Source organism: Nonomuraea sp. NPDC004354, from assembly GCF_053602555.1.
Genome location: NZ_JBSGDV010000001.1, coordinates 805,094 through 828,737 on the forward strand (window position 1 = coordinate 805,094; position 23,644 = coordinate 828,737).

Consider the following 23,644-nt stretch of genomic DNA (forward strand, 5'->3'; position numbering starts at 1 on the left):
CACGCTGCTCCTCGCCACGTCTGAAAGACGTCCGTGCCGGCAGGGGACACCGTCCACACGCGGTGCTGCCCTGCCGATCTTCGTCGAACCAGCCGCCGACCGGCCAGAGCGGTCGCCATGATTGACCACGCTCACGCTTGGTCAGCCGGAAGGGGCGCGCACCTCGTGGTCGGCGGCGCTTGACGCATTCGAGGGCGTCGGCGTGCCGAAGGCTGACGAGGTGCGCGCCCGGCTGACCGTCGGGTGAGCGCCCGGGGGCTGGCACCCATCCGACGGTCAGGTCAGGACAGCTTCCACAGCTGTTGGTTGCCCGGCTTGTTGCAGTCGATCGCCCAGATGGGCCTGCCGCCGTTGTCGTCGACGGTCAGGCAGCCGCCTTGTGGGTAGCCGTGGGTCATGTTGTAGACGTTCTTGATGCTGTACCAGCCGTCCCCTTCGGGGTCGATGAAGCGCCACAGCTGGGTGGGGCCGTGGTGGGCGCGTCTGTCCTCGACGCGCCAGTTGTTCGGGATGACTTCCAGGACGTTGCCGGTGGCGGGCACCTCGATCTCCCAGGTGCCGTCGCCCTTGTCCCACACGGTGCGTCGGCCGAGGGAGAAGCCGCCCTGTGCGGTGATGGTCAGCTGCTTGCCGTGCTCGAGACGGTTACCCGGAACGGGCTTGGAGCCGCCGCCGCCGCCCTGGCATCCGTCCTCCAGGTCCTCATCCCCGCAGTCCGGCTTGTTCTCGACGCCGTAGGGGGCGAATGTCACACTGGTCTGCCAGTCGTTGCAGCCGCCGGCGCCGCAGGACCCGAGATAGTCGTCCTCCTTGACCTGGACGCCGTCGTCGGCGCGGTTGGCCGTCTCCGGCTCGATCCACTGGATCCGGTCGCGCTGGCCCTTACGCCCCTTGAGCGTGGCTTCGCCCTTCTCGAAGATGGCGATGCTGTAGGAGAAGGTCTGCTGGGTGCCGTCCGCGCCGAGGTCGACCGTTTCCTGCTCGAGGATCGGCCTGCCGTCGGGGCAGTCGTCGCACCGCAGCTTGCTCAGGTCGACTCGGCTGTCGTCGGCGATGAGCACGTGGTACCCGAACGGGAGCTGGTCGTCGACCCCTGGACTGTCGTTGTTCCAGACGTCGTCAAGGACCGCCCGCATGTACTCTCGGCGATCATTCGCCTTCTGGGCCTCGTTCTTGAAGTGCCGCACGATGGCCTTGACGAGCTCTTTGGCCAGCCGGCGGCCGATCTTGGCCACGACAACCGGCAGGATGCGTTGCTGAACTCCGGCGTTTACCTGGGCCGTGGCGGCCTGTGCCGTACCCGCGGCCCCGAATACCAGGCTCGCGCCCACGATGATGCCGACGAGCGCGCCGGCGATGCTTCGTTTCACTTGTGTCCACTCCTCGAGAACGGGATCTTTCTCGCTGGAGAGTCCACAAGATTCGCTTTGACAGCTGATTACTCGGTGATAGGTGAGCAGGTCCGCGAAGTCGACACGGCGTCCATCCGCAGTCCAAGGACGAGGCGGTGTTCACCACCCTGGCGGAGATCCTCCGCGCGCGCCGCGTCCCAACCGCGACCGCATCGCCTGCTTTCCGGTGAACGGTCCAGAACTGACGGACATCGCACAACGAGCGTTCGGCTCGCGGCAGGAATGCGACCGAGCCGCCCGCCTGTGCTCGGTCCCAAGAACGCCGCCGCCTGTCGCAGTTCGCTTCGCCATTTCGTGTCAGGCCCGGCGGCCTCAGCTGCCGTTCGCTGTCCAGCGGTGGTGCCCTCGGCGTGCGCAAGCAGGCATGCCGCAGTCGGCGGCGAGAAGGCGGTCCTCCGGTTGCGTCCCACGACCCGAAGCCTCGCGATCGTGTGCTTCCGTCACAGGTTTCCGCCGTCTTCCTCATGCTCATGCGGAAAGCAATGTGACCGCGATCGAGGAGTGAAAGAGCATGGCCGCCGGCCGGGGGTCCACCCATCGGTCAGCGGCCACCGGGGTGGCCACGAGATGCGGGAGATCGTCAACGCGATCCTCTACCAGGGCCGACCGGCCGCCAGCGGGATTTCCTGCCCCACGACCTGCTGCGCCGGCAGGGACGGGAGAGGCGGGGACGACCAGCCGACCCGAGCCTGGTGGTGCCGGACACGCGGAGCGTGCACACGGCGGCCGGGGTACCTTCAGACACGACGGGCAGGGCGCGGCCGCACCGCCAAGATCTCCACCTGCCTCGAACGGGTCACTCATTGACCGCCGGTTCGAGCTTGCTCCAGGTCCGCTCGCCCGCATCCTGAACCAGCAGGGGCATGTACGGCCGCTTCTCATTCACCTTGTCCCAACGGACGGCGGCCTTGGCGCCGGTGTTCATCTCCACGTCGTCCGTGGTGAACCGGATCTCGTCCTTCTTGTCCTGGTAGATGACCTCGATGCCATAGGCTGCGCTGTCGCCCTTGACCTTGCTGGTGTCCAGGATGAAGCGGCCGAAGCGCTTGCCGTCCAGGGGAAGTTCGGCGCTCATCGTGCTACCGGCGACGTCGGCGGAGTTGGAGACGTTGAAGGTGAGGTACTCGTCGTCGGAGATGCTGGCGCCGAAGTGGACGACGGGGGAGACCGTGTCGCTGGCGGTGTAGCCGAACTTGCTCATGTCGGCACTGACGTCGAAGACGTCCTTGGCTCCCTTGCGGAGCTGGATCTGCTCCGCGGCGACGTCGAAGGCGTCGTAGATGATGCCCACCTGGACGTCCTTCACGTCCTTGGTCAGATGGCCGCCGTCCACGGTGATGGTGATGTGGTTGTCGCCGGGAATGGTGTACTCGGGTTCGGGGTCGTCACCGGGTTTGCCGCCCTTGGGCTTGCTGACTGCGGCACCGGGGATCTCGTTCACCAGTTTGCCGTCGACGTAGCCGGTTCTACGGCCGGCGTCGTCGGTCAGGAGCAGGTGCGGGTGGTTGGCGGCGTCGCCGTCCAGGTAGACGAGCTTGGTGTCGGCGGCCGGTTCGCCCTTGGCGGAGCCCTTGCCGCTCTGCTCGCTGTCGTCGTTCCTGCCGCAGAAAGAGCAGGGCTGGATCTCGGTGACGGCCTCGACAGGGGTCAGTTCCAGGGTGCCGGTTTCGGCGTCGCCCTCATAGAGGTCGACGGGTTCGCCGGGTTTGGTGGTGGTTTTGTACTCCCAGGTGTCGCGCGTCAGATCAACCCTGACCTTCTGCGTGACGCCCGGGTAGTTGTTGTCGTACACCAGGATGTTGACCTGCCCGTCGCCAGCCTTCTCGATCGCGTAGGGCGTGATCTCGTGGCCGCCGGAGCCGTCACGTTTGTAGAAGCCGAGCGACATGCCCTCCTTCTCCTCGGCGGACCAGGCCTGGATGAGGCGGTCGACGATCTGGCTGGGCGTGCCCTTGATCATTTGCTGCTTCACGACGGCGCCGTACTGGGTGGCGAAGTTCTGGGCGATGACGCTCTGGAGGGGCTGGTTGTCCTCCTTCGCCAGTTCCGGGGTGGTGTCGGCGCCGTAGTCCGAGACGTTGAGCGTCTGTTGCCACATCTGGAGGCTGGTCAGCGACATGCCGTAGCAATGGCCGCCGTCCATGGACTTGTTGGTGTGCTCCATCCACGCCTCGGCCTGCGGGATGAGCTCGCAGGACTCGGTTTCCGCGTCGATGCAGACGGCGTCGCCGAACAGGTTGTGGACCTCCTGGGAGGTCAGGTTGGTCTCGTCCCCGCCGCCGTAGTTCTCGAACCCGAAACCGTTGGTCTCGGGTCGGAAGCCGCTGTCGGCGATGAGTTTCCCGGTGGGGGCGTCGTCGATGGCCGTTCCATAGGTCAGGTTTCCTTTGCCGCCGCTGTCCTCGGTGTCCGAGCACGCGGTCGCGGTCGCGGTGAGCATCACGGCGACCGTCAGGGCCGCAAGGGTTCTCGAGGGCATGAGCTGACGGTGGCGGGCTCGGATTGACGATCCATAACCAGTCGGTTGACAGCGGATCTGCTGGAAGGGATCACGGGGCCGGTCATTCAGCACTTCTGGGGGCCGAGATGGCCACGCGGGCGACCGGGCCGGCCGACGATGTGGTGGACGACGCGCTTCGAGCATTGGGCGATCCCCGATTGGGTGGCTACGCCCGGGCTGCGTGAGTCGCCCGTGGAGCTCCAGAACGAGCTGTTCGGACGGTCGGATCGCGGCTCATCCAAGCGGCCAGAGTCGACGGAGTCGGAGGGCGAGATCTCCCGCCCAGCCCCCCAGCGCATTTCCTGAGCTCGCCGCGTCCACGGCCAACGCGGGCGGGGCGGGCTCCGTATTCCCTTGCGCAGCTTTCATCCGCAGAAGGGAAAATCTCCGTGCGACGAAGAGCTCTCCTGGCCGGGCTCGTGGCCATGACCTCCACCCTGGCGGGGACGTCCGCCCCCGCCTGGTCCGCCGGACGCGCTCCTGCTGACACGGTCCTGGAATGGTTTGACGTGTCCGCGTCCGTCATCCCGCCTTCGACCCGGCAGACGCCTCAGGTGACCAACGGCCGGGCGTGGGCGATCGCCTGGATCGCCGCGAGCCGCGCGCTGCGAGGCGACAGCCGGTCCCGCGACTTCCAGAACGCGGCGCTCGCGCAGGCCGTACACGACTCGCTGGCGGCGCTCGTCCCCGGCCAGACCGGCACGCTCGACAGTGCGCTGGCCCGCACGCTGGACCGCGTCCCCGCCGGGGCCGCCAGGGACCGCGGCGTGCTGGCGGGGCGTGAGCAGGCCCGCCGCACCCTGGCGGAACGGGCCGGCGACGGCCTCGACGCCGCGTCGGTCAACACCCCCTACACGCCTCCGCCTGCGGCGCCCGGCGTGTGGCGGCCGACGCCTCCCGGCGAGGAGAGCGCCGTACAGGCAGGGCAGGCTCGTGGCAGGACGTTCCTGCTCGGCCAGGCCGACCGGTTCCGTCCAGGCTCCGCCCCCGCCCTCGACTCGGCGCGGTACCTGAGGGACCTCGCCGAGGTGCGCGCCTACGGCGTCAAGGACAGCGCGGTACGGACGCCGGAGCAGACGGCGACCGCGACGCTGTGGTCGCAGGCCTCCCTGTCCGGCTACACCCAGGCGTTGCGCGCGGCCGTCGCGCACGCCGGCGGATCTCCCGCTCGGCGCGCCGAACTGGTCGCCGTCTTCCACGCGGTGACCGTGGACGCGCAGATCGCGGTGTTCGACGCCAAGTACACCTACACGCGCTGGCGGCCGATCACCGCGATCAGAGAGGGCGGCGACCCGGCCTGGGAGCCGCTGATCACGACGCCCGCGCACCCCGAGTACCCCGGTGGCCACTCCACCTACGCGGGCGCTGCCGAACAGGTCCTCACGCGGTTGGCCGGCCCCAGGACGGCGCCGTTCCAGATGACGGGCCCGGCGGGTACGAGCCGCACCTACACCGAGTGGCGGCAGCTCACCAGGGACAACGTGAACGGCCGAGTCTGGTCGGGCATCCACTTCCGCTTCTCCGACGAGAGCGGCGCGCGGCTCGGCGACCGCGTGGCCCTGTGGGACCTGCCCAGGGCCCAGGCGCTGTTCCGCTGAACCGAGGACCGTTTTCGGGCCGCCCAGTCAACCCGGCCGGCTGGGCGGCCTAGAGTACGGGCGTGATCCAGTACGACGCCGACCGAACTGTTCATACCTCGCCATGGCCGGCTGAGCGGACGTGCGGTGAGTGTGGGGAGCGGTACCGAGTCGCCTCACGCGGGGAAGGAGGGCTGTTTCATTTCCGGGTAATGAGTCTGAAGTTAGAACCGGGGTTGCGCGTCAGGATCATCGGACACTGGCGTTCTGGAGACTGGCGCCCGGGGAAAGCGCTTGAACTGCGGCGACGGGATGGCTTCAGACTTCCGATCATGGACGCTCAGATGGAGCCTGCCGTCAACGAAAAGAGCGAGCTCCGGGGACAGCGAATCCTTCTGATGCCAGAACACCAGTCGCTCCAACCTGGTGGCTGCATCTGGGAGATGCCTTCCGATCCACTGGGATCTTAGGAGCCATCCGTGCGGACGATCACGAATGAAGCCGGACGGACTTGCGTAGTCCAGGCAACCAGCAGGGTGAACGATTCCGAACGACTCTTGAGATCGTTTGGGGCCCACGGGTGGGAAGGTCAGACCGTGCTCGTTACGTGCCCGTATGGAAGGTCAACAACGGGAATCACGGGGACATAGGGCGACCTCAACAAGGCCCTCTGACCTGCGGCTTGGCAGCTCAGAGCGGGACCGCCCCAAATCTTCCACGCTAGCTGCGAGATTGGCGCCGGATGATTGGCCAATGACCGTTCTGCTTCAAGAGCCGTTTCGCGGCATGCTGTGTGGCTTGAGAACTGGACCGCCCGACAGCGATCTCCCTGAGCAGCCCGGCGAAGAGCCCGACTTCATCGTTGATCATCCACGCCAGCGCTCGTGAGATCCAATACTCGGACGGCCCCGAAAGCCCACACTGGATGACCGCATGCAGGACCTGGGCGATGTCTGGATCACCGGGACCAAGCACCTGCCCGGCAAGCCTCTCACCTTCGTCCCTAGGCCTCTCCAAGAGCGGTAAGAGTGCAAACGCTGGGGTATCCACCCCAGCGTTTCGCGACTCGACGTTCCAGGTGGTCCCGTTGACGAGCACCAGCCACGGACCACCCCGCTTTACGGCCAGGACCCTGCGCGCGGAACCAGTCTCCATGTCCGCCAGATTGGCACGTCGCCACAGCAGGATCCGGAACATACACGGAATGATCAACGAAGCCGAGCCCGCGGCCAGCAGTTCCGCAGTGACGAAGCCGGGCAGGGGGGTCGAGGGCGTACGCGGTCGCTCGCTGCCCTCGATCCGTGCACCGCGCTTCAGGTGCGTTCAGGTTCGCTTCAGCAAGCCCACGGGAAGGTGAACCGGCTTCGCGGCCCAGTACCGCGAGACCACCCCCGATGGACGAACTCCGATGAGCGGGCCTGACTGCACGGTTGCGCCGCGGTGCTTCGTGCTGCCCGCTCATCCCCTTGTCACCTGCGAGAGGCCCCCATGATTCACTCCCACAGATCGCTCGCAACCGTGGTGGCCGGCGCGGCCCTGCTGGCCGCTATGACCGGCTGCGCTTCGACCGGTCAGGCGCAGCCATCGGCGGCTCCTTCCGTGGATCCCCAGAACAAGCAGCGCCAGAACCAGGCCCAGCTCGCCGCCTGCATGAAGGGCAAGGGCTTCACCTACCACCCGATCGTCTCCGCGCCGGACCTCCCCGAAGCGCAGAAGAAGGAGATGTCCGGCGACTACGAGGCCATGAAGAAGCACCGGAGCAAGTACGGCTTCGGCTGGGCCGCCTCGATCGTCTATCCGAACGACCCGGGCGGGCGCATGGTCTCCCGGACCGTTGAGGGCCCGGGCGACGACCCGAACGCGAAGGTCGTCGCCGGGCTGTCGAAGGCGCAGCGGGACGCCTACTTCGCCGGGATGGACGCGTGCATGCTGGAGATGCTCAACAAGGAAACCGGCCGCAAGATGACCTCCATGCAGGAGGCGGCGAAGGCCCAGTCCGAGATGATGAAGCAGGCGATCAACCGCGAGCTGAACGGCGACGCCCGCCTGGTGGAGCTGGCCGGCCGGTTCGCCGACTGTCTCAAGGGCAAGGGCTTCACGGTTACCTCCCAGCAACCCGTCGAGATCGCCAACAGCACCGAGGGGTCGTTCGGGCAGGAGCTGAGCAAGCTCGGCGAGAAACCCACGCCCGAGCAGGCCCGCCCTCTCCTGACGCGCGAGATCAAGGCCGCGCTGGACGACCTGGAGTGCGGCAAGGACTTCTACGCCGCCTACCGGCCCAAGCTGAACGCCGTCTACGAGCAGGCCGGCCCGTTCGCGGGCATGGGCATGCCCATGGCCGTCGAGGGATAGCCCCTGAGGGCCCGCCGCTTCCACCCCTCCCTCCCTTTGCATCGAAGCGAGTTCAGTATGCGCAAGTTCAGGGCGTCCGCAGGCGAGCCGGCCGCGGAGCCCGGCGGTCCAGGCGGTCCCGGCGGCCCAGGCACAGGCAGGTCGGGTGCCTCGAAGGCCGGTCTCTCGAGGAACAAGGTGCTGGCCGGTGTCGTGGCCGCGGTGGTGGCGCTCGCCGGCGTCGGCTGGGCGGTGGGTGCGGATCTGCGTTCCCCCGCCGACCAGTTGGCCGCGCGCCGCCCGCCGAAGCCGTCCCTGGTCACCGCACTGGTCGAACGGCGGAAGCTCACCAGCACCGTCACCGTGAACGGCACGCTCACCTACGGCTCCCCGCTGCCGGTCACGCTGGCCGGCACGGTCGGCGTGACCGGCGCCACGGGTGGAGGCGGCGGTACGGGCGGAGGCGGCGGCACGCCCCAGCGCGTCACCAAGGCGCCCCAAACCGGCCCGATCGGTGAGGGTGACGTGCTGATGCAGGTCAACGGGCGGCCGGTGTTCGTCTTTCGCGGGCGGCTGCCGATGTACCGGCCGCTGGTGCCGGGCACCGAAGGAGACGACGTCCGCCAACTGCAGCGCGCGCTGCGCCGCAAGGGCGTGCGGGTGCCTGTCTCGGGCGTCTTCGACCAGGCCACCGTCACCGCGGTGAAACGCTGGTACGCCAAGCGCGGCTACCAGGCCCAGGAGCCTGACATGGAGGCGCGCAAGAACCTGCAGACCTACCGCGAGACCGTGCGCAACAGGCAGGCGGAGCTGGCCGAGGCCCGCAAGGCGCTGGATGAGGGTCTCGATGTCCAGCCGCTCAAGCTGCGCCTCGACAACGCCCGCCGCGACCTGCGCTCGGCCGAGCGGGCGCTGCGGGAGGCGATGCGGCAGGACATGACGCCCGATCAGGCCGCCAAGCTGACGAGCCTGCGGCAGGCTGTGCGCACCGCCGAGGAAGCGGTGCTCGCGGCCGAGAAGGAACTGACCGAGGCCATGGAGCAGAACAACAACACCCCGCCGCCGGCGCCGCCGCCCGCGCCGACGCCGTCCGGCACACCCTCCGGCACCCCGCCACCACCTGCGCCACCGCTGCCCACTCCCACACCGTTCCGTTCGACGGACACCCGCCTGCTGGAGATGAAGCTCGCCAACGCCCGGCAGGCCCTGGACGAGGCCCGCACGGCCGTGGACGACTACTTCGAGCAAGTCCGCGACGAGCAGGACAAGCGGCTGGAGGAGCTGCGCAAGGGGGTGCGCACCGCCAAGGAAGCCGAGGCCACCGCCAAGCAGAGCCTGCGCAGGGCCCGGGAGGTCTCGCCGCTGCGGATGAAGGTCAGCAACAGCGCCGCCGGCCTGGCCGACGCCCGCGACATGCTGGCCGGGTTCCTCAAGACCTATGGCGTCAGTCTCCCGGCGGGCGAGGTCGTCTTCCTCCCGACGCTGCCGGCTCGTATCGACAAGGCCGAGGTCAAGCCCGGCGACACCATCGAGTCCAAGGTCGCCACCGTGACGAGCTCCGCCTTCGCGATCACCGGGTCGGTGGACGCCAAGGAGGCCAAGCTGCTGCGCCGGAACCAGAAGGCCACCATGGAAACCCTCGACGGCACCTTGCTGCAGGCCAGGCTGACCGCCACGGGGGAGGCCGCCCGCGTCACCTCGCAGGACAAGAAGGACGAGAAGCAGGACACGCCCGACACCGGCTCGGTGCCGGTCCTGCTCACTCCCGACACCGCCAAGGGGCTCAAGGCGCTGGTCGGCTCGTCGCTGACGGTGCGGATCTCCGTCGGCTCGACCGAAGGGGAGGTGCTCAGCGTGCCGGTCGCCGCCGTCGTCACCTCCGCCGACGGCCGTCCTCGGGTGCGGGTGGCGCTCGACGGCGACAGGACCCGCGAGGTCGAGGTGCGCACCGGGCTGACCGCCGACGGAAACGTGGAGATCACGCCCGTGCAGGCCGGGACGGTCAAGGAAGGCGACCGGGTCGTGGTGAGCGATGCCTGAGCCCGTCATCGAGCTGACCGGCGTCTGCCGGGAGTTCCCCGCCGACCCGCCGGTGCGCGCGCTGGACGACGTCACACTGCGCGTCGACCACGGCGACTACGTGGCCATCATCGGCCCGTCCGGGTCCGGCAAGTCCACTCTGCTGAACATTCTCGGGTTGCTGGACCGGCCGAGCTCGGGCTCGTACCGGCTGGACGGCATCGAGACCACCGCCCTGCGCGACGGCGCGCGAACCCGGCTGCGCGGCGCGCGCATCGGGTTCGTCTTCCAGTCCTTCCACCTGCTCCCGCACCGGACGGTGGCCGAAAACGTGATGCTCGCCGAGGTCTACGGGCAGCACCCGCGCCGCGGTCGCCTAGCGCGTGCCGAGCAGGCCCTCGAGCAGGTGGGCATGGGACACCGCATCGGTTTCCGGCCGGACCGCCTGTCGGGCGGCGAACGCCAGCGGGTGGCCATCGCCCGCGCCCTGATGGCCCGTCCGTCGCTGCTGCTGTGCGACGAGCCCACCGGCAACCTCGACAGCCGCAACACCGAGGCCGTGCTCGACCTGTTCGACGGGCTGCGCTCCCAGGGCCTGACCATCCTGGTGATCACACACGAGGACGAGGTCAGCGCCCACGCCAAGCGCCGGGTGCGCATCGGCGACGGCATCCTGACCGAGCAGGGGTGAGCATGAACATCCGCGATCTGTGGGCCGAGTCCCTGGCGGGGATGCTGGCCCGTCCCGTCCGATCGGCCCTGACCACCCTGGGCACCGTCCTGGGGATCACCACGCTGGTGGTCACCATGGGCATCGCCGCGACCGCCGGCAACCAGATCGTCGGCCGCTTCGACGAACTGCTGGCCACCAGTGTCACCGTCGAGGTGCCGCAGAACAGCCGCCAGGCCCTGGTGTCGTGGGAGGCCGCCGCGGACCTGCGGCGGCTGCGCGGCGTGGTATCGGCCACCGCGCTGGCGCAGAGCGACAAGAGCTCCAACCTCGTGGTGACCGCCAACAACCTGCTCGACCCGACCCAGGTGGCAGGGCAGACGCTCGCCGTCGTCGCGGCCACCCCGGACCTGCCGGCCACCACCCGCGGCAGACTGCTGACCGGCCGCTTCTACGACGCGGGCCACCTCACCCGCGGCGACCGCGTCGTCGTGCTGGGCGAGCAGGCCGCCGCCATGCTCGGCATCACCCGGCTGGACCACGCGCCGGCGGTGTTCATCAACGACCGCGCCTACACCGTCATCGGCATCATCGGCGGCCTGCAGCGCGAGCAGATCCTCGCCAGCGCGGTCCTGGTGCCGCCCACCCTCGGCCCCGACTTCGGCCTGAAGAACGTCACCCGTGTCCTGGTCGGCACCCAGCTGGGCGCCGCCGAGCTGATCGCCCGCCAGGCCCCCCTCGCCCTCAGCCCCAACCACACCGGGGAACTCCAGGTGATCGCCCCGCCCAGCCCCAAGCGCGCCCGCGACGGCGCCCAGGACGACGTCAACGGTCTGTTCCTCATCCTCGGCCTGGTCTCCCTGATCGTGGGCGCGGTCGGGATCGCCAACGTCACCCTGGTCACCATCATGGAACGCGTCGCCGAGATCGGCCTGCGCCGAGCTCTGGGGGCCGCCCGTCGCCACATAGCCGCTCAGTTCCTGCTGGAGTCCAGCCTGATCGGCCTGACCGGTGGAGTCATCGGCGCCAGCCTGGGCACCGTCGCCGTCGTCGTGGTGGCGGCCGTCCGCCAGTGGACCCCGGTGCTGGACATCCGTCTGGCCCTGGCCGCCCCCGCGGTCGGCGCGCTGGTCGGGCTTCTGGCGGGACTGTATCCGGCCTTGCGCGCCGCCCGGATGGAGCCCGTCGACGCCCTGCGCTGACCGGCGAACGGCCGGCGGGGGTGAGCGGCCCGCGATCGCCACATTGCTTGGCATGCTGCGCGGGAGAGATCAGGACGAGCGGGCCATCGGGGACCTGGTGGACGGCGCGCGGGCCGGACGCAGCGGGGTCCTGGTCGTCCGCGGCGACCCGGGCATCGGCAAGACGGCGCTCCTCGACAGCGCGGCACGCGCGGCCGAGGGGTGTGGGATCCTGCGCTGCACCGGCGTGGAAACCGAGGCCGAACTGCCGTTCGCGACCCTGCACCAGGTGCTCCTGCCTGGGCTGGCCAGGGTGGACGGGCTCCCCGACGCACAGGCCGACGCGCTCAAGGGCGCGCTCGGGCGGCGAGACCGATGAGGAAGCGATCACGCCTTGCCTCAACCACTGGCGCGATCGGCCAGGGCTCCCATCCACTTTCCGAAGACAGCTGGGTTCTGCGCCACATCCCAGCGCGGCAGCATGGACCTGCCCGTCGTATCGATGTCCGCCACCACCAAGCCCGGCTCCGCTCCGTCCGCCTCACCGAGGATGCGGCCATCCGGGCCGATGATCCGCGTCGCCGCGCCTCCCTGCCGTCCTTCTGCCCTGCCACATACATCAGCCGCGATCACCCAGCAGTCGTTCTCCACCGCTCGAGCGATGAGCGCTGATCGCGTCCGGACCTTCCAATCGCGGGTGACCTCCATGGGAAGATCGTTGTTCAGCGGGCACACGAGGAGGCGGGCCCCGGCCAGTGCCAGCAGCCGGGACGGCTCGACGAAGTTGGCGTCGTTGCAGATCACGACACCGAAGGCGCATCCGCCGTGATGAAAGAGCGGTAGTTCCTCACCCGGGTTGAAAGCCGGCTCTCGAGGAAACAGCTTGCGCATGACGCCGAGCAGCCGCCCCGCACGCAACACCGCCGCCGAGCTGTACAGCGCCCCGTCGCCGGCTCGTTCGGTGAAGCCGGCCACCACAGTCAGTTCCGAAGGGCAGTCGCGAAGCGCCTCGACCAAGTCCGGGTAAGGCGCCGCCATCGCAACCGCATCCGCGTCGGGCCTGGCGGCGCGCATGCCGCCGAAGTAGCACTCGGGCAGCACCAGCAGCTCGACCTCCTGCCGCTCACACAGCTTGATCGCTGCAGGAAGGCCACCCGCCCGCCACCCGTCCAGTTTCGACTGCAAGGCTGCAACTCGCACAGGCCACCCCGGTTCGTCGTTCGTCGTCTGCACTCAGAGTGGGGCCGAAACAGACTGGTGACCAAGATGTCAAAGATCGTCCGGAACTGAGCCGAAGGGGGCCCGCCGCAGGTCATGAGCCGTTCAGCAGGCCCCACTGCTCGCTGTTGTAGGTCGGGAACGCCAGGCTGTTGTCGCGGATGTTGCCGAGCTTCGCGTTGTAGGCGAGGAAGGACCTGTTCTGGTAGAGCGGCAGGATCGAATAGTCCGATGAGACGATCTTGTCGGCTTCCTGCAGCTTCTTGGTCGCCTCTTCGGCGTCGGTCGCCGACAGGGCGTCGTCGAGGAGTTCGTCGACCTTGGGGTTGCCGTAGTTGCCGAGGTTGAAGCGGCAGAAGCTCGCGCCCTCCTCGCAGCTCAGGAAGTACGGGATGTTGCTGGTCGCGGTGAACGGCGACTGCGACACCGTGCCCACCGTGAGCGCCCAGTTGCCTTCCTGGACGGCGTCCATCGTGTTGGACACCGTGGCCACCTGCACGTCGACGCCCAGCGGGGCGACCGCGGCCTTGACCAGCTGTGCCTCGCTGGCACGCAGCTGGTCGCCCGCCTGGACGGCGAAACGCAGCGTACCCACGGCCTTGCCGTCCGGTGCGACGAGCTTCGTGCCGACTCCGGTGTATCCGGCGTCGGTCAGCGTCTTCTTGGCCTTCTCGGCGTCCCCGATGCCGTACTCGAAGGCGCTCACCACGTCGGCGTAGCCGGGCGCCCCGCTGAGGAACATCTGGCTCAGCCGAGGCTCCGCGGTGCTGTCGAACTGGCCGATCGTCTTGGCGATCAGGTCCTTCACGCTCACCGCCTGGAAGATCGCCTTGCGCAGGGCGACGTCCTTCAGGGCCGGGGCGTTGTGGTTCAGCCAGATCTGGTGAACCGACGCGCTTGGCGTCACCTGGTAGCGGACCGCGGGCAGGTCGTCGACCTGCTGCACGATGTCCACCTGCGGGTTGGGATAGATCACGTCGACCTCGCCGTTCGCCAGCGAGGTCGGCTGCTGGGAGACGTCGGTGATGAGACGGAAGACGAGCTTGTCCAGGTGCGGCGCCTTGCCGTACCACTTCTCGTTGCGGACCATCACCACCGAGCCGTCGGCGGTGAACTCCTCGATCCTGAACGGGCCCGCGGAGAACTTCGGGACCGACTTGGCGAAGCCTTCGTTGAAGCTCTTCTCCAGGCCGGCGGGGGTGTCGGTGGGGCCGTAGGTCTTCGCGACGTGGGCCGGCAGGATCGGCGAGAACAGGGCCTGCCAGTCGACGTACGGCCGGTCGAAGACGACGGTGACGGTCCGGCCCTGGTTCGAGCCCTTGACCGAGGTGATCCGGTCGTAGCCGGCGGTGTTGCCGGCCTGGCACTTCGGGCACTGGCGGGGGTTGAGCGCCCGCCAGGTGTAGGCGAAGTCGTCGGCCGTGATCGGCGTGCCGTCGGACCAGACGGCCTTGGGGTCGATCGTGTACGTGATGGTCTGCGGTTTGTCGGCGGTCTTCTCCGCGCTCGTCACGAGCGTCTCGTTGCGGGCCACCGTTCCGTCCGGCTGGATGACGAACGCGTTCGGCAGCAGCACGCTGGAGATGTCGATCACCGAGTAGGTGGCGCCGCCGGTGTTCAGGACGTTCCAGTTCGAGATCGGATAGGTGATCGTGTAGGTCACTGTGCCGCCGGTGCCGACGGCGGTGGTGGTGTTGACCGTGTTCAGCTCGCCGGTGACGCGGCCGTCGCCGGACGTCGCCGTCTTCGCGCCGCCGCCGCCCGCACAGGCGGTGAGCAGCAGCGCCAGGGCGCCGGCCGTCAGAGCCATCGAGTTCGTTCTGCGGATAGCCATGGTCGGCTCCCAGGGGTGAGAAGGTTCAGTGGCGCTCGCCGCGCAGCTGAGCGACGGCTTCGGCAGCCGCCCAGCCGATCAGCGTGTCGAGGCGTGGGGCGTTGGGGGTGGGGTCGGCAGCGCGGGTGAAGACGCCCACGGCGTACCTGCACCCAGGCTCGCGCGCCGAGCCGGCCGAGGACCTGCTCCGCCTGCTCCTTCACCGTGACCTGCCGCGCCGCAGCGCCCGGCCGGGCAGCTGCCCGGTGGGGACGCCGTCGGCGAGCGCGGTCGTCCCGTTGACCACCACGTGCCGGATCCCGCGGGCGTAGCGGTGCGGGTCCTCGTAGGTGGCGAGGTCGCCGACGGTGGCGGGGTCGAACACGACGATGTCGGCGTAGGCGCCGGGGGTGAGCAGGCCACGGTCGCGCAGGCCGAGGTTGGCGGCCGGGAGGCTGGTCATCCGGCGTACGGCCTCGCCGAGCGTGAGAAGCCCCTGCTCGCGCACGTATCGGCCGAGGACGCGGGCGAACGTCCCGTAGGCACGCGGATGGGTGGGAACGTCGGTGTGGGGCGGTTCGGCGGCGAAGGTCTCGGCGTCGGAGCCGACGGAGACCCACGGGTTGCGCAGCGCGGTCCGCAGCACCTCCTCGTCCATCATGAAGTACATGGCGTGCAGCGACGGATCCTGCTCGACCAGGCACAACAGCGTCTCCACCGGGTCGGCGCCCCGCTTCTCCGCCGTCTGCCGGAGGCTGAGCCCCCGGTAGCGGGCCACCGGCCCCTTCGGGTCGGGCAGCAGCATCACGCCGTCCGCGCCGCCCGAGGCCAGGTAGATGTTCTCCCACCGCTCCGACGGCGTCCGCACGCCCTCGTGGATGCGGGCGCGCTCGGCCGGGTCGGCCAGGCGAGCCACGAGCGCCTCGTGGCCGCCCTCGTGGAAATGCGGCGGGATCGCGGCGGCCAGGTGGGTCTGCCCGGCCAGATAGGGGTAGATGTCGGCGGTCACCGGCCGGCCGGCGGCGCGGGCGGCCTCGACCTTCTCCACGGCGCGGGCCATCTTCGGCCAGTTGCGACGTCCGGCCGCCTTGAGGTGGTAGATCTCGGCCCGTACCCCGGCGCGGCGGCCGATCTCGATCAGTTCGTCGACCGCGTCGAGGAAGTGGTCGCCCTCGCTGCGCAGGTGCGAGATGTACATGCCGTCGTACCGTGCGACGACTTCGCACAGCGCGACCAGTTCGTCGGTCGGCGCGAAGCATCCCGGCGGGTAGATGAGCGCCGATCCCAGGCCCAGCGCGCCGTCGGCCATCTCCTCGTCCAGGACGCCGCGGACATGGGAGAGCTCGGCGGCGGTCATCGGCCGGTCTTCCGAGCCCGCCCCGATCATGCGCAGGTTCTCCGCGCCGACGAAGCTTGCGACGTTCTGGACGACGCCCTTGCTCTCCAGGTGCGCCAGGAACTCCGACAACCGCTCCCACACCAGCGGGGGAGTGGCGGGACCGAAGACCGCTTCCAGCTCGGCCCGGACGGCGGGGGTGAAGGGTCCGATCGAGATTCCCTCGCCGAAGACCTGGGTGGTGACCCCCTGGTAGAGGTCGGACAGGCCACGGCCGTCCGTCTCCAGGGTGAAGTACGCGTGACTGAGCACGTTCACGAACCCGGGCGCCACCACCAGCCCGGTCGCGTCCAGCGCGGGCGCGTCGTGGCCGCCCGCCTCGGGGCCGACGGCGACGATGCGATCGCCTTCGACCAGGACGTCGGCAACGCGGCCGGGGCCGCCGCTGCCGTCATGGACTGTGCCACCGCGGATCACCAGAGAAGCCGACATGCGGTCATCCTGCGACGCCGGGCGCGCCGAGTGTTCATCGGATCCGATGAACTGACGCCGATCTTACGTCGCGTACGACGAAGTGCACGCCGGCCGAAACGACTGCACTGAGTGACCACAGCTCACCCGCGACAGAGAGCGGTGATCCGACCGTGCTCACCTATACGTTCCGCCGCCTCCTGGTCGCCCTGCCGGTGATCGTGGCCTCGACCTTCGTCGTGTTCCTGCTGGTGACGATGTCCGGCGACCCGCTCGCCAACCTCAAGGGCCGCAACCCGCCCCCGTCCCCGCAGGTCATCGCCGTCGAGGAACACCGGCTGCACCTGGACCAGCCGGTGCTGCAGCGGTACTGGACCTGGATGGCCGGCGTGGCCCGCGGGGATTTCGGCCCTTCGGTGCGGACCAACCTGGACATCGGCCACGAGATCGCCGCCAGGTTCGGCGTCACACTGCGGCTCATCGCCGTGGCCGTCGTCCTGGCCCTTCTGCTCGCCGTGGTGGTCGGCGTCCTCAGCGCGGTGAAGCAGTATTCGGGCGTTGACTACGGGTTCACCTTCGCCGCGTTCCTGTTCCTGTCGATGCCGTCGTTCTGGTTCGCCGTCCTGCTCAAGCAGGGCGGGATCTCGCTCAACCAGCTCGTCGGGGACCAGGTCGTGTACACGATCGGCGAGAGATCCGTCGTCGTGGACGGCGGCGCCTGGGCACAGCTGGCCGACGCGGCCGGTCACATGGTGCTGCCGACGATCTCGCTGGCGCTGATCTCGTTCGGCGCGTGGAGCCGGTTCCAGCGCGCCTCGATGCTCGACGTGCTCAACAGCGACTACGTGCTGTTCGCACGGGCCAAGGGACTGTCGCGGAGACGTGTGGTCGTACGGCACGCGCTGCGCACCGCGCTCATCCCCATGACCACGGTGACCGCGCTCGACTTCGCCTCCCTGATCTCCGGCGCCGTGATCATCGAGACGGTCTTCCAGTGGCGCGGGCTCGGCGACTTCCTCGTCACCTCGGTCAACCAGCGCGACGCTTACGCGGTGCTGGCCTGGCTGCTCGTGGTCGCAGTGGCGGTCATCGTGTTCAACCTCATCGCCGACCTCCTGTACGCCCTTCTCGACCCGAGGATCCGCTATGAGTAAGAACACCGAGACGGTGGCGGTCCGCCCCTCGCCGTCGGCTGCCGTCGTGCGCCAGCGCAGCCAGGGCGAGCTGGTGCTGCGCCGCTTCCTGCGGCACAAGGCGGCGGTGATCAGCCTGGTGCTGTTCGTCGCCGTCGTCCTGCTGGCCTTCGCCGGCGGCGCGCTCTGGCGCCACGACTACGCCGACATCACCTCGGCGGTGTCGGAGCCGCCCTCGTTCGAGCATCCCTTCGGCACCGACAACCTCGGCCACGACACCTTCGCCCAAGTGCTGCGTGGCACCCAGCGCTCGATCGAGATCGCCCTGCTCATCGCCTTACTGGCCGGGCTGGTGGGGACCCTGTGGGGGGCCTTCTCCGGCTACTACCGAGGTGTCGTCGACAGCGTGATGATGCGGTTCGCCGACCTGGTCCTCACCCTGCCGCTGCTGGCGGTCGCCGCGGTGCTGACCCGCGGCACCTCGGGCTCGTGGTGGTTCGTCGCCCTGGTCATCGCCTCCCTGCAGTGGGCGTACGTCTCCCGCGTGGTGCGCGGCGTCGTGCTGTCGCTGCGGGAGAAGGAATACGTGGAGGCCGGCCGCGCGCTCGGCGCCACCGACCGCTGGATCATCTTCCGGCACCTGATCCCCAACGCGCTCGGGCCGATCATCGTCAACGTCACGATCCTCGTGGCGGCCGCCATCCTGGTCGAGACGGCCCTGTCGTTCCTCGGCCTGGGCGTCCAGCCGCCCGACACCTCGCTCGGCCTGCTGGTCAGCGGGGCCACCACGGCGGTCAGCACCCGGCCCTGGCTGTTCTACTTCCCCGGCGCGTTCATCGTGGTGATCGCCCTGACCATCAATTTCATCGGAGACGGGCTGCGCGACGCCTTCGACCCCACCCAGCGGAAGGTGCGCCCATGACCGAACGCGAGATCGTGCTGGAGGTCGAGGACCTCACCGTGTCGTTCCCGACCGAAGACGGCCTGGTCAGAGCGGTGCGCGGCGTCAGCTACACCCTGCGGCGGGGCGAGGTGCTCGGCATCGTCGGCGAGTCGGGCTCCGGCAAGTCGGTCACCTCGATGGCGGTGATGGGCCTGCTGCCGGGCTCGGCGAAGGTCGGCGGCTCGGTCCGGTTCCGCGGCCAGGAGCTGATCGGGGCACCGGACAAGGAACTGCGGACCATCCGCGGCGGCCGGATCGCGATGGTCTTCCAGGACCCGATGACCTCGCTCAACCCCGTCTACCCGGTGGGCGACCAGATCGCCGAGGCGGTCAGGGCGCACAACGACGTCAGCGCCACGGCCGCCCGCGAACGCGCGATCGAGCTGCTGGCGATCATGCAGATCCCCCGTCCCAGGGAACGCGCCCGCGACTACCCGCACGAGTTCTCCGGCGGCATGCGCCAGCGCGTCGTCATCGCCACCGCGATGGCCAACGACCCCGACGTCATCATCGCCGACGAGCCCACCACCGCGCTCGACGTGACCGTCCAGGCGCAGGTGCTGCGGGCGCTGGAGACCGCGCGGGCCGCGACCGACGCCGCCATGGTGCTGATCACCCACGATCTGGGCGTCGTCGCCGGTACGGTCGACCGGGTCCTCGTCATGTACGCGGGCCGGCCGGTGGAGCTCGGAGACGTCGACTCCATCTACTACGAGCCGCGCATGCCGTACACGCTGGGCCTGATCGGCAGCCTCCCCCGGCTGGACGACGCGCGCAGGGGCGAGCGGCTGGTCCCGATCACCGGCTCGCCGCCGTCCCTGCTCGACCTGCCGCCGGGGTGCCCGTTCGGGCCGCGCTGCCCGATGCGGCAGGAGGTCTGCGAGAGCGCCGAGCCCGAGCTGCTGGCCGCCTCCGCCCCGGACCATCTGGCCGCCTGTCACTTCTCCGCCGACCTGGAAGGGCGGCGTCCCGAGGACGTCTTCGCCCTGACCTCGGCCGACCACCCTGGAGGCGCACGATGAACGGGTCGCCGCTGCTGTCGGTGCGAGATCTGGTCAAGCACTATCCGGTACGCGGCAAGGGGTTGTCGCGGCGTACGGCGGGGCAGGTGCACGCCGTCTGCGGGGTCTCCTTCGACCTGCACCGGGGTGAGACCCTCGGGCTGGTCGGCGAGTCGGGCTGCGGCAAGTCGACCACCGGGCGGGCCGTGCTCAACCTGCAGCCGCCGACCTCCGGGCACGTGGTGTTCGATGGCCTGGATCTCGGGACCGTCGGCGCCGCGGAGATGCGCCGGCTGCGGCAGCGCATGCAGATCGTCTTCCAGGACCCCTACGCCTCCCTCGACCCGCGCATGACCGTCAGCGACGCCATCGCCGAGCCGCTGCGCATCCACGACACCTACCGCCAGGAGGGCCCGGACCGGGTACGGGAGCTTCTCGCCACGGTCGGGCTCAACCCCGAACACGGCAACCGGTACCCGCACGAGTTCTCCGGCGGTCAGCGCCAGCGCGTCGGCATCGCCCGGGCGCTGGCGATGCGGCCCGAGCTGATCGTGCTCGACGAACCGGTGTCGGCGCTCGACGTCTCGATCCAGGCGGGCGTGGTGAACCTGCTCGAGGACCTCCAGGAGCAGCTGGGTCTCGCCTACCTGTTCGTGGCCCACGACCTGTCGGTGGTCCGGCACATCGCCCACCGGGTCGCGGTGATGTACCTCGGCCGGATCGTCGAGGTCGGCGACACCGACAAGCTGTTCGACCGGCCCGCTCACCCCTACACCCAGGCGCTCATCTCGGCCATCCCGCTGCCCGACCCGCGGCTCGAACGGGTAAGGGCGCGCGAGCGGATCGTCATCGGCGGCGACGTGCCCAACCCGGCCGCTCCGCCGAGCGGCTGCCGGTTCCGCACCCGCTGTCCGAAGTTCACGAGGCTCACCGAGGCCGAGCGGAGGGTCTGCGTCGAGCAGCCGCCCGACCTGGCCGAGCGCGGCCACGGCCACGCGGTCGCCTGCCACTACGCGGAGGCCGCCGCCGGGTGAAGCAGTCAAGCCGGCCATGGCCGGCACAGGCGTCCTACCGGGCCGCTGTCGCGTCTCTTGCGGCGTTGCCGGTGTCGCCCACCGCTGAGCTGTTCTCGTGGCCGCGAGACGGCTGTCGCGCAGCCTGGGCCGGCCCCCTCGGGACGGGCCTTTCCAGCAGCGCTCTGACTTCCGCGGCCTTGGCGGGAAATTGTTCGTACAGCTCCAGTGCCCGTTCCCAGCACGAGCGCGCTCGGCTGTGCTGGCGCAGGGCGTGCAGTACCTGGCCCAGCTCGCTCCAGGACGCGCCGTCGGCCCAGCCGCCGCCGCGGCGTTCCTCGGCCAGCACGACGGCCGCCTCGGCGTGGGGCAGAGCCTCGGCGGCGCGATCCAGCGCGAGCAGCACCCGGACCAGGTAGATCAGTGTGGACTGCTCCCACGAGAAATTGCGCCGCTGCCGGAACAACGCCAGCGCCTCCCGCAGCAGGGGAAGCGCCTCATGGTGGCGTCCGGCGCGGGTGTACACCTTGGCCATCGCGACCACGGCGTACGGGTCGCGGACGTCGTCGCCCAGGTGGGCCCGCATGACGGTCTCGGCCTCATGGAGGGTCTCGATCGCCTCGTCATAGCGTTCCAGGGAGGCCAGCCGCTGGCCGACGCCATAGAGCATGGCCGCCTCCTGATAGCGCTCGCCGAGCTCGTGAAAGCCTGCCGCGGCCTGCCGATAACTGTCGAGCGCCACATCCTGGCGGTCGTGACGATCGGCCTGGATTACGCCCATGGTCGACAGGGCCACCCAATGGTGGTTCATGTCGCCCGCGCGCAGGGTGACCTCCAGGGCCGCGGCGCACTCGGCGATCGCGTCGTCCAGGCGGCCGGCGTCTCGCAGGACATGGGCGAGGGAGGCGCGGGCGCGCCCCTCGACGAAGACCTCGCCCGCGGTAGCGGCGCGGGCGGCGAGGTCGTGGAACCTGGGCACCAGGCTGTTGGACTCATAGGCGAGCAGCAGGATCAGGTCGAGGATCTGCAGCTCGCTCGAGAGATCCACCGCTTGTACCCGGATGAGGCAATCCCGCTCACGGGCGACCCACGCGGTGGCCGCCTCGATCGTGTCGAAGGTGAGCCCTCCCTCAGCCGTCACCGAGGCGGCCGAGGGATCGCCTGGATTGAGGGTGGTGAAGGCGTTGCCTGCCGTGGCGAGGTAGTGCTCCAGCAGCCGGGCGAGCGCCGGCCGGTCGGGCTCGGCCAGCGAGCGTGCGTAGGCGCGCAGCAGGTCGTGGTAGCGGTAGCGGCCGAGGGAGGGGGATTCCAGCAGGCTGAGATCCACCAGCGACTCCACCAGATCCTCGGTCTCGACCTCGCTCAGGTCCAGCATCGCGGCGGCGGCCGCCAGCGGGAGGTCCGGCCCCTGCGACAGCGCGAGCAGCCTGAAGGCTCGGGCCTGGGAGGGATCGAGCTGGCGATACGACAGCTCGAAGGCGGCACTCACGGCCACGTCAGCGGTCCGCAGGGCGCCCAGCCGCTTGCTCTCGTCGGCCAGCTTGTCGACCATCACGCGGATCGGCCAGCCGTGGCGGGTGGCGAGCCGGGCGCCGGCCACCCGCACCGCCAGCGGCAGGCGCCCGCACAGCTCGACCAGGTGCTCGGCGTCCGCCGTCTCCGCGGCCACCCGCGGGGTGCCGACGATCCGCTCCAGCAGCGCCAGCGCCTCGGCGGTGGGCGGTACGTCCACCTCGACGAGGCCGGCGCCCGGCAGGAGGTAGGGGCGTGCCCTGCTGGTCACCAGCACCCGGCAGGAGGACGAGCCCGGCAGCAGCGGCAACACCTGTGCGCGATCATGGGCGTTGTCGAGAACCACCAGCACGCGCCGATCGGCCACCGTGGAGCGGAACAGCGCCGCCCGCTCCTCCAGCGTTTCGGGCAGGAGCTCGTCGGCGACGCCCAGCGCCCGCAGGAAGGCGGCCAGCACAGCCGCCGGATCGGCCGGCGCGGTTCCTGCGCCCTGCAGGTCGGCGAAGAGCTGCCCGTCCGGGAAGTGCTCCCGTACGGCATGCGCCGCCCGCACGGCCAGCGTGGTCTTGCCGACGCCGCCGATGCCGGTCATGACCGTGACCATGGGCGCCTGCCCAGCTCGGGCAGCCAACGTCGCGACCAGGCCGGCGACCAGCTCGGCGCGGCCGGTGAAGTCGGCAGGAACGGGCGGCAACTGCGCCGGGCGCGCCGGGACCCGCATCGCGGCGGGCGCGGGAACGTCGTCGGCGCTCAGCAGGCGCTGAAACAGCTCGGCCACCTCGGGGCTGGGGTCGATGCCCAGCTCGTCGGCGAGCGTCTGCCGCAGGTCGGCGAAGACCGCCAGCGCCTCAGGACGGCGTCCGCCGGCGGCCAGGGCTCGCATCAGCAAGGCCCGCAGCCGCTCCCTCAGCGGATATCGCGCCGACAGCTCGGCCAGCTCTGCCAGGACCTGACCGGGCGCCTGCCCGCTGTCCAGATCCTGGGCACAGGCCGATTCGATGGCCAGGAGCCTGGCCTCCTCCAGGCGGCGCAGGTGAGGTCCGCGCAGGCCGGGAGGCTCACCCGTCCACAACTCCAACGCCTCGCGGTAGGCACCCTGGCGGGTCAGCCTCTCGAAGTCGGCCAGATCCGTGCCGACGCCGGTGAGCGCGTACCCGCGTCCCCGCGACACCAGGTGCTCATGGCCTATCGCCTTGCGCAGCAGCGACACGTAGGTGCGCACGATCGAGACCGCCGAAGCCGGGGGCTCGTCGTCCCACAGGGCGTCGATGATTCCCTCGATCGGCACCGTACGCTCACCGGCCAGCACCAGCACCGCCAGCAGCTCCCGCTGCTTCGGCGGCCCGAGCCGCATCTCCGCACCGTCACGCCAGCCGCGCACCGGCCCCAGCACAGCCACCCGTACCGCCACGAACACCCCCGGGCCGAAACTATAGGGGAACGCGCGCGACCGAATCATGGAGATCGCTTTCCTGCCGCGAATCCGGTCCGATCTCCCCGCGTGGCCGGGCCGG

The 23,644-nt window shown here is 69.8% G+C and carries 15 protein-coding genes and 1 pseudogene; 10 read left to right on the forward strand and 6 right to left on the reverse strand.

The annotated features are described in order from the left end of the window. Positions 1-281: 281 nt before the first annotated feature. Both ACWENQ_RS03780 and ACWENQ_RS03785 read right to left on the reverse strand, forming a co-directional pair. Complete coding sequence (locus ACWENQ_RS03780; RefSeq protein ID WP_452412798.1) at positions 282-1,370, reverse strand: RICIN domain-containing protein; 1,089 nt, start codon at positions 1,368-1,370, stop codon at positions 282-284. A gap of 838 nt (positions 1,371-2,208) precedes the next feature. Beyond that, the gene (locus ACWENQ_RS03785) at positions 2,209-3,891 is read right to left on the reverse strand and encodes a hypothetical protein (RefSeq protein ID WP_449916545.1); all 1,683 of its coding nucleotides are present in this window, start codon (positions 3,889-3,891) and stop codon (positions 2,209-2,211) included. A 410-nt stretch (positions 3,892-4,301) separates the two neighbouring features. On the opposite strand from ACWENQ_RS03785, the gene ACWENQ_RS03790 reads away from it, so the two are divergent. The 7 genes from ACWENQ_RS03790 (at position 4,302) to ACWENQ_RS03820 (ending at position 12,069) form a co-directional block, all read left to right on the forward strand. After that, positions 4,302-5,510: a vanadium-dependent haloperoxidase gene (locus tag ACWENQ_RS03790; protein ID WP_452412799.1), complete on the forward strand. Its 1,209-nt coding sequence runs from the start codon at positions 4,302-4,304 to the stop codon at positions 5,508-5,510. 732 nt (positions 5,511-6,242) lie between these two features. Continuing rightward, positions 6,243-6,377 (forward strand): hypothetical protein, encoded by a 135-nt coding sequence (locus ACWENQ_RS03795; protein WP_452412800.1) that lies wholly within the window; start codon positions 6,243-6,245, stop codon positions 6,375-6,377. A 711-nt stretch (positions 6,378-7,088) separates the two neighbouring features. After that, positions 7,089-7,841, forward strand: a complete 753-nt coding sequence (locus ACWENQ_RS03800) for a hypothetical protein (RefSeq protein WP_452412801.1) — start codon at positions 7,089-7,091, stop codon at positions 7,839-7,841. Positions 7,842-7,898: 57 nt separating this feature from the next. Beyond that, entirely contained in the window at positions 7,899-9,860 is a 1,962-nt protein-coding gene (locus tag ACWENQ_RS03805; protein WP_452412802.1) for a peptidoglycan-binding protein, read from the forward strand. Continuing rightward, positions 9,853-10,530: an ABC transporter ATP-binding protein gene (locus ACWENQ_RS03810; RefSeq protein WP_354913179.1), complete on the forward strand. Its 678-nt coding sequence runs from the start codon at positions 9,853-9,855 to the stop codon at positions 10,528-10,530. The genes ACWENQ_RS03805 and ACWENQ_RS03810 overlap by 8 nt, the downstream gene beginning before the upstream one ends. Before the next feature lie 2 nt (positions 10,531-10,532). Then, complete coding sequence (locus ACWENQ_RS03815; protein ID WP_452412803.1) at positions 10,533-11,711, forward strand: ABC transporter permease; 1,179 nt, start codon at positions 10,533-10,535, stop codon at positions 11,709-11,711. 52 nt (positions 11,712-11,763) lie between these two features. After that, positions 11,764-12,069, forward strand: a complete 306-nt coding sequence (locus ACWENQ_RS03820) for an ATP-binding protein (RefSeq protein WP_452412804.1) — start codon at positions 11,764-11,766, stop codon at positions 12,067-12,069. Positions 12,070-12,089: 20 nt separating this feature from the next. Here ACWENQ_RS03820 and ACWENQ_RS03825 read toward each other — a convergent pair whose 3' ends face one another. The 3 genes from ACWENQ_RS03825 to ACWENQ_RS03835 form a co-directional block, all read right to left on the reverse strand. Further along, a complete protein-coding gene (locus ACWENQ_RS03825) occupies positions 12,090-12,875 on the reverse strand; it encodes a carbon-nitrogen hydrolase family protein (protein ID WP_452412805.1) in 786 nt (261 codons plus the stop codon). 127 nt (positions 12,876-13,002) lie between these two features. Then, a complete protein-coding gene (locus ACWENQ_RS03830; protein ID WP_452412806.1) occupies positions 13,003-14,742 on the reverse strand; it encodes an ABC transporter family substrate-binding protein in 1,740 nt (579 codons plus the stop codon). A gap of 199 nt (positions 14,743-14,941) precedes the next feature. Then, positions 14,942-16,549, reverse strand: a complete 1,608-nt coding sequence (locus tag ACWENQ_RS03835) for an N-acyl-D-amino-acid deacylase family protein (protein ID WP_449916529.1) — start codon at positions 16,547-16,549, stop codon at positions 14,942-14,944. Positions 16,550-16,701: 152 nt separating this feature from the next. Between ACWENQ_RS03835 and ACWENQ_RS03840 the strand changes: the two genes are divergently transcribed. The 3 genes and pseudogenes from ACWENQ_RS03840 to ACWENQ_RS03850 all read left to right on the forward strand — a co-directional run bounded on the left by ACWENQ_RS03840 (position 16,702) and on the right by ACWENQ_RS03850 (position 20,639). Then, positions 16,702-17,682, forward strand: a complete 981-nt coding sequence (locus ACWENQ_RS03840; RefSeq protein ID WP_449916526.1) for an ABC transporter permease — start codon at positions 16,702-16,704, stop codon at positions 17,680-17,682. Then, on the forward strand, positions 17,675-18,583 hold the full coding sequence (locus ACWENQ_RS03845) for an ABC transporter permease (protein ID WP_452412807.1): 909 nt from the start codon (positions 17,675-17,677) through the stop codon (positions 18,581-18,583). Before ACWENQ_RS03840 ends, ACWENQ_RS03845 begins: the two co-directional genes overlap by 8 nt. Further along, a pseudogene (locus ACWENQ_RS03850) lies at positions 18,580-20,639 on the forward strand (ABC transporter ATP-binding protein). Before ACWENQ_RS03845 ends, ACWENQ_RS03850 begins: the two are co-directional and overlap by 4 nt. 34 nt (positions 20,640-20,673) lie before the next feature. Here the strand turns inward: ACWENQ_RS03850 and ACWENQ_RS03855 are convergent. Continuing rightward, on the reverse strand, positions 20,674-23,589 hold the full coding sequence (locus ACWENQ_RS03855; RefSeq protein ID WP_452412986.1) for a BTAD domain-containing putative transcriptional regulator: 2,916 nt from the start codon (positions 23,587-23,589) through the stop codon (positions 20,674-20,676). Positions 23,590-23,644 lie beyond the last annotated feature (55 nt).